At 35.6% G+C, this 16,821-nt stretch carries 12 protein-coding genes; all 12 read right to left on the bottom strand.

The annotated features are described in order from the left end of the window. Positions 1 to 10 precede the first annotated feature (10 nt). The gene (locus IGJ14_RS06250; RefSeq protein ID WP_195475904.1) at positions 11 to 3,358 is read right to left on the bottom strand and encodes a lysozyme family protein; all 3,348 of its coding nucleotides are present in this window, start codon (positions 3,356 to 3,358) and stop codon (positions 11 to 13) included. Continuing rightward, positions 3,351 to 5,660 carry a VirB4-like conjugal transfer ATPase, CD1110 family gene (locus IGJ14_RS06245; protein ID WP_019724188.1) on the bottom strand — a complete coding sequence of 770 codons (2,310 nt, stop codon included), beginning with the start codon at positions 5,658 to 5,660 and terminating at the stop codon, positions 3,351 to 3,353. Before IGJ14_RS06245 ends, IGJ14_RS06250 begins: the two co-directional genes overlap by 8 nt. Then, positions 5,602 to 5,952, bottom strand: a complete 351-nt coding sequence (locus tag IGJ14_RS06240; protein WP_019724189.1) for a PrgI family protein — start codon at positions 5,950 to 5,952, stop codon at positions 5,602 to 5,604. Before IGJ14_RS06240 ends, IGJ14_RS06245 begins: the two co-directional genes overlap by 59 nt. Positions 5,953 to 5,965: 13 nt before the next feature. Further along, positions 5,966 to 6,790 (bottom strand): hypothetical protein, encoded by an 825-nt coding sequence (locus IGJ14_RS06235; protein WP_019724190.1) that lies wholly within the window; start codon positions 6,788 to 6,790, stop codon positions 5,966 to 5,968. Between the two features lie 29 nt (positions 6,791 to 6,819). Next, positions 6,820 to 7,056, bottom strand: a complete 237-nt coding sequence (locus IGJ14_RS06230) for a hypothetical protein (protein WP_010735554.1) — start codon at positions 7,054 to 7,056, stop codon at positions 6,820 to 6,822. A gap of 2 nt (positions 7,057 to 7,058) precedes the next feature. Further along, positions 7,059 to 8,798, bottom strand: a complete 1,740-nt coding sequence (locus tag IGJ14_RS06225; protein ID WP_396349524.1) for a VirD4-like conjugal transfer protein, CD1115 family — start codon at positions 8,796 to 8,798, stop codon at positions 7,059 to 7,061. 35 nt (positions 8,799 to 8,833) lie between these two features. Continuing rightward, positions 8,834 to 10,294: an HTH domain-containing protein gene (locus IGJ14_RS06220; protein WP_195339253.1), complete on the bottom strand. Its 1,461-nt coding sequence runs from the start codon at positions 10,292 to 10,294 to the stop codon at positions 8,834 to 8,836. Positions 10,295 to 10,618: 324 nt separating this feature from the next. Continuing rightward, complete coding sequence (locus IGJ14_RS06215) at positions 10,619 to 11,971, bottom strand: lytic polysaccharide monooxygenase (RefSeq protein ID WP_019723901.1); 1,353 nt, start codon at positions 11,969 to 11,971, stop codon at positions 10,619 to 10,621. Positions 11,972 to 12,231: 260 nt separating this feature from the next. Further along, a complete protein-coding gene (locus IGJ14_RS06210; RefSeq protein ID WP_019723902.1) occupies positions 12,232 to 13,728 on the bottom strand; it encodes a helix-turn-helix domain-containing protein in 1,497 nt (498 codons plus the stop codon). 641 nt (positions 13,729 to 14,369) lie between these two features. After that, complete coding sequence (gene tnpB / locus IGJ14_RS06205) at positions 14,370 to 15,512, bottom strand: IS200/IS605 family element RNA-guided endonuclease TnpB (protein WP_071866344.1); 1,143 nt, start codon at positions 15,510 to 15,512, stop codon at positions 14,370 to 14,372. 16 nt (positions 15,513 to 15,528) lie between these two features. Further along, the gene (gene tnpA, locus IGJ14_RS06200; protein WP_071866345.1) at positions 15,529 to 15,933 is read right to left on the bottom strand and encodes an IS200/IS605 family transposase; all 405 of its coding nucleotides are present in this window, start codon (positions 15,931 to 15,933) and stop codon (positions 15,529 to 15,531) included. Between the two features lie 219 nt (positions 15,934 to 16,152). Further along, a complete protein-coding gene (locus tag IGJ14_RS06195; RefSeq protein ID WP_066026564.1) occupies positions 16,153 to 16,728 on the bottom strand; it encodes a hypothetical protein in 576 nt (191 codons plus the stop codon). Positions 16,729 to 16,821: the final 93 nt, after the last annotated feature.

The following is a 16,821-nucleotide window of genomic DNA, read 5'->3' as shown; positions in this document are numbered from 1 at the left end:
TTTTCTTTCTTTATTGAAGAATACCGTACCCTGAAATACTTGGATCATTGATAAAATAGGTCCTTCTAGCTACTTTATCGGCAGTATTCCCTTCGATGGTCTGAATGATATTTCCATCTGTAAACTCTACGATTCCCACATGATCCTTACCTGTACCACCTCCATTCCAATCAAAGAAAATCAAATCACCTGGTTGTGGATGATAGTTCTCTGAAGCCTTCTTATAGTTCCCTTTTTCAGTTAACCAGTTGATCATTTGTAAACAGTTAGCAGACTTGATTATTTTTTCTTGGTTGAGATAACCTACTTGGTCTGCTACCCAACTCACAAAGATCGCACACCACTCTACTCTTCCTTCAAACCCATACCATTGCCAGTACTTCTCTCCTTGAATCGTGCCAATCTCATTGATTGCAGCCTCTAGGAAATCTGAGTTTTCGAGCCATAGATAGTTAGTTACTATAGGTACATAGAACATATTTCCGTAAGCATATCGCCATGAAAACCCATGTGCTAACGCTACTGGATGGGTATAAGTAACAGTCTGCCTGTTGCTTTTTTCTCTTGCATATAACTCTGCATGAAGGAAGCTATATTGCTTATTAGTATTTGCTAACCAATGTAAAAAGTCTTCTCCGTAGTTATAGGCTTGAAGAGCCGCACGATCATCAAGATGTAAGGTTCTCGCTTTACTTAATAATTGAGCAAAATAGTGGGTGCCTCGATCAATTGATCGTTCTGGATCATCGATCGTATTAGGAGACAAACCTTGTGACTCACTGGCCTGCATGATGTCAGGGAATCTTTCTGCATCACCACCTGATTCTACTTGGATGATTGCCAAGATCATGTTGACATACTCTGGAATCCCATACTTTTCACAGGCTTCTCGAACAAGATGTTCCCATTGTAAAATCATTTGTCCAGGATTTTTAAGACTTCCTGAGATTGATCTTGAAGAATGATGTGTAAACCCTTCTATCTCAGAAGGAAATTGAAATTCCAGATCAAAAATATAAGCAGATGGATAAATGTGTCTGTTTGGCCAGAATGTTCGGCGTTCTATGACTTCAACCTTTAAATTTCCAGTGGTTTCTCCTACGATTGTATCGCCGTCTACCCACTCACCACTTCTCACCCGGACATTTTTTAATGGAGACAAAACAACTCTTTTGCTCAAAGAAGTATTGATAGTGACATAATCATTGCCAGCAGCATGTACCCTTCCTGATCCAGAATTATCGATGCCATAGACAGGTGTGCCAGGCTCAGCCAACAGCTCAATATGATTGTGTCTATTTCTGTCATTTGATCCTCGATAGCCATATTTTTGAACAACGATGGCCTCTTGGTTCATGCCAAAAGGACTTTGCAAAAATACTTTATTCTCAAATCGGTCCAATTCCTGGATCGGTCCAAATTTATCTAGTTCTTCCTCTGTCAACGTATCTGAATTTTCATCAATAAACTGGCTGATTGTTTTGATCTCAATATTGATCAACGCCACTTTTATCGTACGATGGGTTGGACGATCTTCTTCATTACGAGGGGTAGCGGGTTGGTCCCCAGTTGGAGTGTTAGCTGTTTGATTTTCTTCGGAATCATTCGGTTCTTCTTCTGAGTTCTCGTCTTCTTCCGAATCATCCGCTTCTTCTTCTAAGTCCTCGTCTTCTTCTGAATCATCCGGTTCTTCTTCTGAGCTCTCGTCTTCTTCTGAATCATCCGCTTCTTCTGAGTCCTCGTCTTCTTCCGAAACATCCGCTTCTTCTAAGTCCTCGTCTTCTTCTGAATCATCCGCTTCTTCTAAGTCCTCATCTTCCTCTGAATCATCCGCTTCTTCTTCTGAGTCCTCATCTTCCTCTGAATCATCCGCTTCTTCTTCTGAGTCCTCATCTTCCTCTGAATCATCTGGTTCTTCTGGGTCTTCTTCTTCATCCGAATCATCTGGTTCTTCCGATTCATCGTCATCTTCTGAGTCTTCCGATCCATCTCCTTCTGGGTCAGTGTCCTCAGTATCATTGTCTTCAGGATAAATAATTGGCACTTCTCTTGTTTCGATTTCTGTCGTGTAACTAAAGGTATAGTCATGGATTCCTTCTACTTCTCCACGAACTCTCGTTGCACCAAAGATATTGCTACTCGCTGAGATACTTTTACTGATGTTATAATCTTCATATTTTGCATTCAGGTAATAGAGGTACGTATCTGCATCAGAGCTATAGATAAAATTGTTATCTGGTCTGGCAACACCATTTACAACAAAATAAACTTCTTCAATTTCAGAATCTTCTGAAAAATCTTCAAAAACTTGTTGCACTTCTTTGTTCTTTCTGGCATCCAAAAGTGTGACATGCTCATATGCCTCTGCTAATGCCATATCTTCCGTTTTTATAGTGAATATACTAGCGATAAAATTAAAGATGGCGATAATCACAACGATCACGACGATCACGACCGCCAAGATCATCATTACTTTGACGGACAATAACATGAGGATCAGTTTGAGAATAATAAATAAGACTAAAAGCACTCCAAGAATATTCAATTCGCCATCTTTGTTCCTGCCAACTGTGTCTATGGCTGTTTGTGCCAGATTTTTTTTCAGTTTGGGTTTGAATTTTTTTTTCGATGGCATTTTTGTTTGCTTTTTTAATCGTTTGACTTTGTTGGAGTTACTTAACACTTGATGTTTACGTTCAAGTTTGTCTTTGATGCCGAATAGTTTTTCTTCAAGCTTCTTTGCTCTGGTCTGCTTATTCGTAGTAAGTGTATTCTTTATGCCAGCTAGATTGAGAACATTTTTGCCTAGCTTTTGTTGTTTCTTATGATAGAATTTTTTTGATCCTAGTTTTTGTTTATTGATTTTTTCAGTAGAGAGCTGACTTCGCTGATTCGTCCCACTATTATTGGATGACGTTTGTCTTTTTTTTATTCCTAAAAGCGCATGATCGATTTCTTTAGAAGAGCGGTGTTTATTCTTTATGAAATAGGCCTTTTCTCTAGTGGTACTATGTTTTTTATTTCTATTTACTTTGTTTAACTTTTTTTTATTTGTCATGAGATGGCGCTTTTTAAATTGACTATCGTAAGTTTTTTTGCTTGTTGCGCCTTTACTTAATGGCTCTTTTCTTGATTGGCTATTCACCATATGTTGTTTAAAATCAACGATGTTTCTATTTTTTAGCTGTAAGTTATCTCTTTTTTTTCTCGCTAATTTTTGTTGACGTTTTTTGAATCGGAGTCGTTTCTTCAGTGCTTTCTCTTTTTGCTCTTTCGTACTGACACGTTTCAATTTGATCGATAACAGATCTTGTTGCTTGTTGTTTTCTTGTTTATTCCCCTCATATGTTTCATTCATAATCTTGCTTTGTTTTTACCTCTTCACCAGGTTTAGTTGTCATGATTTGATAGAGTTTCGTCTCTTTAGGCAGTCGGTCTTCAAATGGAATGATCGTGTCCCCAAACACCATCAAACCTGTACCTTCACTCCCATTTAATACATACTTTTCCTGCTCTTCCGATATATCGAATAAACGAGTCAACTCTGAGCGGTCAGATTTTGCTTGATTGAACATGACAACGAAGTCGCTATTAGAAAGCATTCTTCTGGCTAGATCCGACAATAATAGTGTCTCAACATTTTGAGTGATCCCTGTCGGTATAGCCCCCCATTTTCTTGCTCTACTCCATAATTCAAAGAAATAATTTTCTGAATATTCATTTGTAAAGAGCAACTGTAATTCATCAATATATAACCATGTACGGATCCCTGATTCTCGATTCAATGTGATTCGATTCCAAATTTGATCTAAAACGACCAACATTCCGAATGGTTTAAGTTGTTTCCCTAAATCTTTGATGTCAAAAATGACCAAACGTTTATTTAAATCTACGTTCGTCTGCTCGGAAAATAGCGCTAAGCTACCTTCTGTATAAAGCTCCAATTCAATCGCCAGTTGCTTTGCCTCTTCTTCTGGCTGTGCATTTAGCGCCATATAAAAATCTTTTAATGTCGGCAACTTTGTCTGGTCTTGGTAAATTTTCCGGCATACTCGGTCGATGATCGTCTTTTGTTGGGAAGATAACCCTAAAATACCACCCGTGATCAGCTCACAAAGTGAAATCAAAAATTGGGTTTTTAGAGCGATCGGATCAGCATCGTCGCCATAGTTACTATTGATATCCATCGGATTGATGCAGGTGTTTGAATTGCCAGCCAATCGAACCATTTGACCATCAAATTCCGAGCAAATATGCTGATATTCTGATTCAGGGTCAATGACAATCACTTCGTCTTTGGCGTTTCTCAGTAAAACATTGACGATTTCCCGTTTGACAGAGAAACTCTTACCTGATCCTGGTGTACCTAAGACAAACCCATTGGGCGCCATTAGTTTTTTTCGATCAAGAATCGTCAGATTTTTTGTCACAGAATTGATCCCATAATAATTGCCATTCTCGTGGAGCATTTCAGAAATCGAAAATGGCATCAACGCCGAAACCGCAGAAGTTGCCAATAATCGATTTAAAGGAACATGATTCTTTCCTATTGGTAATAGTGTATTCAAAGCAAATTTTTGTAAATAAGCTAGTTCAATGATCGTGCAGCCAAATCTTCGCCCTACTGACTTGATTTTACTAGCGATTTTATTTAAGTTATCCTGATTATTTGCGGAGAAATTGATCAACACAGTTACTTCAAATAGTTTCTGGCTTTTACTTTGTAATGAATCTAATAGCTCTTTTGCTTCATCCAGAGAATAAGTTAGGTCATAGGGTAGCATGTCATAATCGTACCCACTGTTTAAGGCTTTGCGCTGTTCATCTACCTTTTGCTGATCCATATAAGCCATTTTTGTCTTTACTAAGTCGAAACTGCTTGCCATCGGTATCGGCTTGCAACTAACCGTAAGAGTGATTTCTTCATCGATCTCCATGAGACCTGTCAAGCATTCATCAGATAGTTCGGCAGGGTAACCATTCAAATAGAGGGTCTGATTTAGTTTGTCATCGATCTTGATCAGGCGCTTATCTAATTTGAGATCGACTTGTTTCGGCAGTAATGTAAGATTCTCATTATTTAAGATTTGCCCAATCAATTCTTTGCGTTCTTCTCCCTTTAAAATATGGAGGGTCGAACCAATTTTTCGAGCGAATAGATCCACTTGATCGGCAATCAAGAATAACTCTCTTTCCGCAAATTCCTGATTCTCATGTTTTTGAGTAAAAGTAATAAAAATTTTCTTTTCAAATGCATTCTTCTTTTCGTTGATTTTCGCTGTCAGATAGTCATTCATTTCTTGGCGGTATTTATCATCATATCGTTCATTTTTTTCTTTAAAAAGCACATGAGTCAATTCTTCGACTGTTTTTTTCTTTTTTACTAACGTGACTTTGTACTCAATAGAAGCGTCTAAAGAATTTAGAAATTCACAATATTTAATGAATACCTGCATACGTTGTTCTTCTGAACAAAGTTGATAACTGATATCTTCGACATTGATCGTTAGCGAATATTCATTTTCCTCGATTAGACAAATGCCATTGTCATAGATTTTTTCAAAAAGTAAAAAAGATTTCTTTTCCTCTTGCTTATTTTTCTTATTCTTTTTCTGTTTGAAGTTGACCTTCATCAAATTGGGACGTATCAGATTCTTCATAAACAACTACTCCTTGATCAAAATGGTAAATAAAATAGTATTTCAAATAGCGTTCAAAAGGCAGTCCCTCTTTTTTTAGCCACCCAAAAGCGACGATTGGCATTGAAACGAGAATCATCAGCCAACTGATCACGTCCATGGAATAGCCAAAAAAGCGCACAAATACAAAACTAATCACGATATTAATCAACCCTGCGACAGACAGAAAGCCTAATTGCCGCACACTCATGCCTGCGACAATGCGTTCTTTATATTCCCGTACATCTTTATGGACTTTGACTTCAATTGCCATAACTTACTCCTTTCTACGAGGCAGACACAATCATTTTTGCCCATCCCTTCGTCTTATTTATTGCAAACATCAAGGCAATCATATAAATCGTTAAACCAAAAATAAGACCCCACATCGTTTGATTGTGATTACTCAAAAAATTCATAAAGATCACAGGATAGATGGTCAACACTAATGCGATCATTACAGCATGTAATGAGGAGGCCGCAAAATTCTTAAAGAATCCTTTAGCCATCGATGAAAATTCTTGATTCGGCAGTGCTGCCATAGAAATAGGAGCAATCGCACTGAATATATATAATTCAAAAAATCTTACATAGACGATGACATTGATAAAAACCCCTACAACTAAAGAAACTAAAAACAGAACGACAAAAACCATTAATACAACCATTACTTCCCACCACGAAAGACTTCTGACGACTGAATCGACGACATTGTAATAAGAACCTAAAAGATCATTTCTGTTGTAGTCCATTATTTGCCCTGCTAACATCGATCCTAAAGCGACAATGGCATCAAGGATCACTTGGATTCTTAAGATGACAATATAGCAAATAATAAATTTCACAAATGCTTTCATGATCATTTCAAATCCCAAAGTAGGAGCACCACCCGCATTCTCTACTTTTAAAGAAATTTTTTGAAATTCAAATAAAATAAATATCGCTAAGATGGAAAATGCAACAGGGGCTATAATTGTTTGTTGAATGACTCCTGCTATTTCATAGGCATCTACCATATATTCTTGCAATCCTCGACTTAATGAATCTGCGATATTGTCCCCATTCAAATATTCCATCATTCGAGTAAATAGCATCATTATCGCTGCGCGCACTGATTAACCTTCTTTCTATAAAAAATTTTCTACCTACTTAAAAGTGAGCCGACATCAAATGCGGTCACGAACCAAACTGCAGCAACTAAAATCAATGCACCGCCGACGACTTGCCAGATCCCTTGTTGTAGTTGCGGGCCATTTTTATCTTTTAACGCACCTGCTAAGATCACGGTTCCCCAAATGATCCATAATCCTCCGCCAACCATCGTAAATCTTGAAATCAAATTAAATACATCCTGTAATAATTGTTGATTATTGTTCATTTCTATCCATTCTCCTCTTCATTTTTCGGTGATTGATTTCGTTCGTACCAATTCTCTGGAGTCACATCTCCGAGTTTTTTATAATTTTTATGTTTGGTAATATCATATTTTTCTGATATAAACGGAACTATTCCACGAATCTTCAAAATCGCTTTTGTTCCACTTAGGTTAGCCACTTCATCTACATCCAATAAATTTCGACCCATTTTTTGATAGTTCTCACTATAATTCCCATTACTACCTTTGGTGATACTGATGTTCTTGTGCTGGATCGTTTTCTTTCCTAGTAATTTGGAGATATACTCATGCGTGCTTAACTCCATCCCACCTAAATACAGAAAAACGTCACTGGTCCCGATGATTGTTTCCCAAGTATCTTTATATAAATTTTTAAGCTGACTAATGTTTTGTAAGATCACATTGACCGATATCTCGCGACTTCGAATCACTGAAATCACTTTTTCAAAGTCTGGAATCTGTCCAATATTGGCAAATTCATCTAAGACACATCGCACATGATGGGGCAGACGACCTTTATAAACATTGTCTGCTTTGTAAACTAAGCTATCGAATAATTGTTGGTACAACATACTTGCTAAGAAATTGAAACTCGTATCTGTATCTGATAATAAAATATAGATAATCGTTTTCTTGTCTCCAACAGTGTCTAATGCTAACGTATCTTTACTCACGATTTTTTTGATATTTGGAATATCAAAAGGCGATAATCGCACTCCTAAGCTGACTAAAATACTTTTTGCGGTGCGATCCCCCGCTAATTTGAAAATTTTGTATTGCGCCACTGCAAAGTTGGCAGGATCTTTTTCTTCAAGTTCATTGAAAATCACGTCTAGTGGGGAAACATAATCTGGCACATCCTCTGGACAGTTTGCTAAGCGAACCATTTCAACGACATTCGTCAATGTTTGATCTTCCTCATCAACTTCTTGCAAAAGATAACTGAATGTGGCCATCAATAAGGCAGTTTCAGCTTTTTCCCAAAAATCATCGCCACCCTTTTTTTCAGGGTCTGAAGTATTTTTGATCAAGTTGTTGACGACTTTTAAAATATCGTCTTCGCTACGGATGTAAGTAAAAGGATTATAGTAATCTGTATTTTCCCGCGTGATCAAGTCAAAAACCTTGATTTCATAACCTGCTTCTTTAAACATTGTTGCTGTCTCGCTTAACAATAGTCCTTTAGAATCACTGACGACATAAGAGGAATGCAGTTGCATCAAATTTGGTTTCACATAGAATCTTGTTTTCCCTGATCCAGCTCCTCCTACTACGATGACATTCTTATTCCGATTAAAGTTATTAGATTTAGTGATCTTCATACGACCAGACATAGACAGCGATTCACTTTTTGTGAGAATGATATTGTTGTCTTTTTTTTTATCCATCATTGGCTTTATGTCTTTTTTGTTGCCCCATCTGGCACTTCCATATTCAAACTCTGTATGTTTCGGCATACCTGAGTGATACAAGATACCAAGAGCAAGCCCCCCCACGATTGTCAATGTACCAATGATACTTGCTATACTATAGCTAAAATCAAACTCAAAGCGACTGACTTCTAGTCCAAATTGATCGATTGTGCGAACCAAGACTTGTGCGATATCTTCTGTCTGTTGTCGGAAATTCTCGTAAATTAGGATGGTCCGATTTGCCGTATACGCGAATACAAGAAATAAAAATAGTAAAAGTAATTTATAATACCAAGTCTTTGAGTTTTTCAACTTGTCCTCCTAAACGACATAAGTTATCTTTGTTATTATCTAAAATCCGTAACGAGCAAGTCTGAAACGATGTCCATCGTTCGGTCAATATCTGCTTTTTCTGGTAGATAAAACATTTTAGTTTGATCACCAACTTGATACGGAAATGGTAATATATTTGTCACTAATATATCTACATCAAGTGGATTTTCAATGGTTTCCAATTGTTCCTGGTACATGATGCTTGCCCTGGTGTGTAGATATCTTTCAATAATTTCATTTAAAGCAAAATCCGTTAAAAATCCTCGTTTTAATGCAACAACAACTGTACTTAAAACTTCACATGCCTTGTTCGTATATAAGAAAAGTAATAAGTCAGAAGTAAATGATGAAGCACATCTTTTTTGCAGGAAATTCTTTTGGATCGCTTTATTTTTTTTTATGACTGTATTCATTTCTTTATATAACCGCCGGTTGATTGAATCAATCAGCATCGCCGATTCTTCATCGTTATATGAAAAATCAATTTCAAGTTCCTGTTTGATTTTCTCTTGAAATAAAAAGCAATTGACAATTGAATACAGTTGCTCATTATCAACTTGGATCCGATTCCCGAGAACACTCTTGAGATCTAAAACCAAATGTTTGACTGTCTCAGAAAAACCAAAGTATTCTGCAAATCCTTTATTGTGTTTTTCTATCTCTGTGTAATAACATTCATGTAAATGGATCATACAAGCTATAAAACAACATTCTTCAAAAATGACTTCTTTAGAGTAGGTCTTAAAACAATCTAATTGAATAAATTCAATGAATAATTGATTCGTTAAGGGATTGTTTCTAAACCAATCTAACAATCGCGACTGGATATATAATTTGTCTTTTCCAAATCGGATAAAAGTTAAAGCAAGTATTTTCTTTGTGATTGATTGGGAAACATCCGAACATAACGCCAAAACGATTTTGGTTATTTCTTCCATTTCATTTTTATAGGGGCAATAATCTTCGATTTCTAGATAAGCTGATTTAATGTAAAGATCAATAAACAGTTTCCTGATTCTGATCTCCTTCCCTATAAATTCAACCGGTGAAAGTTTTAAATTCAAACCATATTGATGGCAGATTTTCTTTAGCTTTCGCATTTTTTGGATCACTGTTTTCTCACAGTAGTGTAGTTCCCAGCTCCAATCGATCACCTGCTTCAGTTCACCTGTAAGGATACTTGTTGTCACTTTTACTAAGTCTTCATTCATGTAATAAGATTTTTTCTTCTCGAATAACTTAAAATGGTTCAATATAAACATGCTGACCCCTTTATAGGAAGTCAATATTTCAATTGTGTCGGAAAATTCATCTTGAATCGTTTTTAAATCATTGGTAATCGTTCTTCTAGTTACTTTGAGACTTTTTGCAAGATATTGAACGGTCACATTTTTTCTTCTCTCTAAAGTATTCAAGATAAATACGGCACGTTTTTTGTAATCATTCGATATTAATCGTTCAAGAATCTCTTCCACTTACCTTCCCCCTTTCACATAACAACTTCACTATAAACAATATGTTTTTTTATTTCGAGGTATTGTATTTCCCGACTTAGAGAAAAAAATTTCTTTAGAAGACGAAGTTTTTTTAAAGTTTTTTTATAGATTTTAGTTTTTAGAGATAACAATAAAAAAGAGGCTATACAAATTGTATAGCCTCTTTAAGGCGCAATTAATAACAACATCCCACTATTTTTATTTATCTACAATAAATGGCCCTCTAAGTTTTTAAGCTTTCTACAAAAAAGTTATTCTATTGGAATCCTAAATTAATCCAAAAGGCTAAAAGACTTTTAAAAGTTATTTAATTCTAAATAAACTTGCTGCACTATCTGGCGCCCAAGATGGATCCCCAAAATTATAATGAGTCACTAATGTTGTATACAGTTTCCCTTCATGGAAGATGATTTCATCTTTTGTGTACAGCACTGGATTGGTTAAACTTCCTAACTCAAATTGACGATGTTCACTAGGTGGTGCAATTTCATTTGTTTTTGTTGAAATCACTAAGCGGTTGCTGGCCTCTGATCGAATAGAATCATTACTCACTGCTTTGATCGTATAGGTATATTGAGTCCCAGCATTCAATCCAGTATCTAGATAAGTTGTATTTGCAGTTTGACCAACTAATTGGCCATCTCTATAGATTTCATATGTTTTGATTCCTGCAGAGTGGCTCGAAGGATTCCACATCAATGAGATTGAGTTCACTGTTTCCCCCATTGAATGTAAGTTACCTGGTCTTGTTGGCACTTCTACTTCGTTATCTGCTAACGTTGTTACCTGAAGCGCATCACTTTTTTCAGATACTTGTCCGGTAAACGATACTGCTTCGATTTCGTACTTATACGTGGTATTTGCTGTTAGTTGATTATCTTGATAGTTGTTCGCAGAAGTTGTAGTAATCAGTTGACCATCACGATACACATTGTATTTTTCAGCAGCTGCTTGTGCATCCCACGAAAGTGAGACTGACTGTTTTGTCGTATTTACTGCTCTGACATTTGTTGGTTTATTTGGTACGACTGGTATTGCTCCATTACTCTTGATATTCGCATCAATCACATTATAAAAGGCATTCGCAGTATCACTAATATCCCAAATTGCTAAAATAACGTGATACCCCATACGGTCTTCTGGAATATTGACTGTGTGCGTTGCGCTAATATTCGCAGAAGATTGTCCGCCACCATCGAATTCCGATAATAACTCTAGATCTTCTCTCGCAAGTGGTTTGTTTTGATCCCAACCATTTTTCGTGATGTAGTAATGATATTTCGCAGTCCGGTGATTTGCCGTAAAATGCCAAGTGAAATTATTAGGACCAGTACTGATATCTTGCTTTGTCCATAACGTGGATGTCTGTTGATCTAACTGAAAACCTAACGCGCCATTTGCAGAAGCAATTCGTCCATCCGCTGGTCCTGCTGCTGGGAAGCCTTTCAATGCTTCTAAAGATTGTGGCTCATTGATCACTGCCCCATACTTTTGAAATGCTGCAGTCCAGTTGGTACGGGCATCTAATGACCCTTGGTATCCTCGACTAATTGGCTCTCTTACATACCCATGAGCAGAAACATCTTTTGTCGCACCAAAAATTATTCCTCCTAGACTTAAAACCAATACAACACTACCCAATAATCTTTTTTTCATATCATACCTTCCTTCCAATATTTTTTGTTACATTATTTTTATAACATAATAACTTATTTAAAAATAGCAGACATAAATTGATCAACAAATCACAAAAGTACATATAAAAAAACATTAAAATATTTATATATAAGTATTTATAACTTGTGAAAAACAAAACTATTATTCAGTTTTTGTTCATTTAAACCAAGAGATGATAAACAGATTTGGAAAATAACTTCGATTTATCGTATCTTATTATGTTATTTAGTCAATCGTTATCAAAATTTGTACGTATTTACGATAACTTTATTAAAATACGATCCCAGCCTTGTCCATGAATCTTTATCTGAGATATGTTTAAAATAAAACAAGTCTTTATCCTCGTATCCATGGGTATCCGAAATAACGATATCAGCATGATCATACGATTCTACGATTTTTATTCGTTTATTATTGTAGTAATGAGTAATAATATTTTCGACTATATTTTTAGATTCTGGAAGGTTAAAAAATTCCACATAAACTTTATGTTCAGATTTAAGACTGTTGGATGCCAAGCTTCCTAACATGACTTGCACAAAACTATTTTTGATGTGATTGTAAGAAGGTTCATTTTGGTAAGATTTTAAGTTTTTATCAATACAACGCTCTATATAGGAGCCATAACGATTTGTTGGTAGTGCATCATGGTATATAGGCATAAATTTATATAATTCCAAATGATGGATAGTGACTAATTTGTTTGTCAAATAATAGAGTAGTTGGTAAAAAATCGTTTCTGGTATATGAAAGTAATCAATCATGCACGTGAGTATTTTTTTACATTTGGTGACGATTGAATTCTTCTTTAGCTCCCTTAGCTTTCTTCCCAGTTCTTCTTTTTCTTCTTTCTTATTTAAATCTTGTGCAAAATAGTTGGATAGAAAGGCGAAATGGATACATTCATTTCGTGCATTTGTGCCATCTATCATCTTTTTGACAGTCAGCTTTTCTAAACACGCATCCATCTCCTCCTTATAGACTGTTTCTCCCAGCTCCACGAGTTCTGAGGGTAGATCCTGGATTTGGTACCCGTTTTTCAATGATATTAAACTGACCGCTAATAAATAGTTGATACGCTTTTTCCCTAGCGGAGATAAATTTTGGTAATGATCAAAATTGATGGATAAGCGTAAGTTGATTACTTCTTCTTGTGTAATCGTTTTGAACAACCAATAGTTTCCTTTTGAAATGACTGCAATTCCCAGATAATGCAACATACGTATAGTAGATTCACTCCCTGTTAACTCAATCAATGTTTCATTGACCTTCATCAATCGAATATCAATTTTTAGTAATTGAAACAATTCTTTCAACTTTCCTAAAAGTTTGTATACATGTGACTCACTATAGATTAGATATTTTGCGATATCTGAAACACTGAATTTCCTTTTTTCCAACACATATAACAATGTCTGATACAAATTTGACTCTGCAAAATATCTTTCTTGAAAAATATTGATCAATTCGAGATATTCCGTATCGGTTAGTTGTGGCATACAGCGCAATTCATCTTTATCTAGAATCAAAGAGGTGTGCGTTTTTTTTGAGAATTCACTTTCATCATACTCTCTCATCAAATTTTGAAGTATCTTCCTTGCTTGTCTTTTTGTTAGATCCATTTCATCTTCCAGCTTTTTTATTGAGACTGCTCCATGTTTCATTTCTTTTAATACCTTCATTTGTAAAAATTGTGTTTTTGTAATGAATAATAATATTAATTTATCTGGCAGCATATTTGTTTTCTCCTCAATCTATAGTTGAAATGTAAAAATTCAAATAGTATAACATCACCTCAATCTTTCCCTGTCATTTTTAAATAGCAAAAATATTCTTACTATTCAGAAAACAAAAGATACTTGTTGATTTATAGTAATTATTTGACATGAGAACGGTGTAAACCTTCGTTCGCTTTTAAGCGATAACCTAAAATAACTATTATAAAAAAACAAGTACAATTTAATATTAGAATATTTCTGCATAAAATTCCAATAATTATATTCTTGAATTTATTTTATTCCAATAAATTTAAGAGAAATTTATTGATTTATTTGCATGCGATACCTAGCAAAAAAACTGAAGAACCAACGAGTTGCCTCGTTTGATCCTCCAGTTGCTTTACAAATATTGCTTAAAATCATTTCAGTTAGTGCTGATAATTTATTTCGATGATTCGTTTGACTATCCTACATTATGTATCAATCTTACATGGTGGAAGTGGTGAACTACTCACCACTTAGCTAAACCTGACGGTTCTTAACGCTTGAAGTGGGAGCTTCTTGGGAATAGAGCATACTTGATAGTGTATTTCTTTACTAACAGCGGTGTCTCTTATTTGCCAAGCTATCCCCGTAGTTCCTACGGTTCTTGATTTTATCTAAGCTAATTGTTTTATTCGGAGACCTTCGATCAGAATATTGATGCTTGCGTTTATATCACGGTCATGATGAGCATGACAAACCGGACAAGTCCATTCTCGTATTTCGAGCGTTTTCTTGCCATCTTGATGACCACAATCCGAACAGAGTTGACTAGATGGGAACCATTTATCTACTTTGATGATTTCACATCCATACCAGTCAGCTTTGTATTGTAGTTTAGTTACAAAACTAGACCACGATACATCAGAAATACTTTTAGCTAATTTATGATTGCGTAACATACCTTTTGCATTTAAGTCTTCAATACAGATAGTATCGTGATTTTTGATAATCTCTGTACTTAACTTGTTTAGAAAGTCGTTGCGCTGATTCATTACTTTTTCATGTAGCCGCGCTACTTTTCGTTTTTGTTTTTGATAGTTTTTGGCTTCAAAGAGATTGACACCTTTCTTTTTAGCTAATAATGCACGTCTTGACAACTTACGTTGTTCACGTTTTAGTTTCTTTTCCATTTTTGACGTGAACTTATTATTATCAATCTTTTGACCGTCAGAAAGAATGGCAAAATCAGTTATACCAAGATCAATTCCAATAGAAGAATCGTTTTTAGGAAGTTCAACTATTTCTTCTTTACACAACAAAGAAATATGGTAATTACCACTTGGATGACGTGAGATTGTGGCAGATTTGATAATTCCTTTAGGTTGTCTATGGAGTTTAATCTTGACTAAAGACTTCAACTTAGGAACTTTGATGAATTTATTATCAATCAAAGCTACTGTTCCTTTTTGGTTGTTAGTTGTATAGCTTTGTACAGGATTCTTCTTACTTTTGAATCGAGGAAACCCAACGGATTTATCTCTAAAAAAATTCTTATATGCCTTATCTAAATTAAGTTGTGCATTCGCTAGAGCCAGGCTATCTACTTCCTTCAAAAACGGAAATTCTTCCTTATATTGAGCTGGTGTTGGAAAATTCATTTTTATAGAAGAATCATTTTTAGTTTCTTCATAATTTTTCATTCGGTCATCAAGCATTAGATTGTAGACCTTACGGACACAACCAAAAGACTTAGCAAAGAACATTTCCTGCTCTTCTGTTGGATAAATTCTGAATTTATATGCTTTTAGTCGCTCCATAAGACTCACCTACTCTCTATTTGTGGTTATTACCTTGATTCTGAATATACTTTTTGATGACATCAATTGGTGCGCCACCAGTTGTCAACAGGCAGAAACTTTTAGACCAAAACATTTCTTTCCAAAGATATTGTTTTACTCTAGGATAGTCACGCTTTATCAAGCGTGAACTCGCGCTTTTATAAGCGTTGATGAACTTCGTCAGCTCTGTTTTTGGCTGTGCTTTGAACATAATATGAACATGATCTTTATCATGATTCCACTCAACGAGAGTGATGTGATATGACTCTGCAATTCGTACAAAAGTTATTTTAGCAAATTCAGATATTTCATCATCAATCACTTGTCTACGGTATTTAGTTACCAGTACAAGATGATAATAGAGAAGAAACACTGAATGATTATTAGTATCTAGTTCCATTGTTATATCAGCTCATTTATTATATAGACTGATTATAACATAGTACAAAATAAAAAGGCAATATGCATTACATGTCGGTTTTCGAGTTACCAACGGTAACCCTCATACCGAACGGCATTCATCACCCACCTATAGAGGATGGGCGACTTCTGCCTGAATTAAGTTAAAAGATCAAGCAGGATAGTCAGTCATTTTGTTGATTTAGCCATACATCTTTTCTTATCCGAATGGCACACTTGAGTGATGTAACTGAATTTTTAAGTCGCCATCCTCATCCATGATATAACCAAATGTGTATTCAACTTTGACTTCTTCGTTGGTTTCCCCAGAAGTAAAATAATATACACCTGAAGAAATCGCTGTATCACCGTTCAAGATCGTATCGTGATTATCAAAGCGGATATCTGTCCAAGGCTCTAAGGCAAATCCACCATCTTCTGCGATGTCCCCACCAACAAAATAAGATAGTGCTTCATCTTTTGTTCCGCGAAATGGTACTTCCGCAGCTTTCGTTGGTTTGAAGAGCACTTGACCGTCATCGTAAGCATATAGATTTTCCAGTGTCTCAAGCGCTTTTTCTTCGGCTTTTTCGTCACTTTCCAAGCTAGCTTCACCAATCGCTATAATATTCTCTGCCCATTCTTGTTGTGCTTCTTCTACATCCGAAAGAGTAATGACCGGTGTTTCCTTCTGTGTCTCATTTGTTGTACTAGTTGTATCTTCTCCTTGGGCAGATGTAGCGCATCCAGCCATTGTTAAAACTAAAGTTGATAAAAGCAATGTTTTTTTAATCATATAATTCCTCCTCTATAATTAAATTCTAACAGAAAACTCTTTTATTTAAAACTAAAAATATAACATACTTAAAACAAAATAAATAAATTAAAC

It is taken from the genome of Enterococcus sp. DIV1304_2, from assembly GCF_050555445.1.
GTDB lineage: Bacteria > Bacillota > Bacilli > Lactobacillales > Enterococcaceae > Enterococcus_B > Enterococcus_B pernyi.
This window is presented reverse-complemented; position numbering and strand designations above follow the sequence as displayed.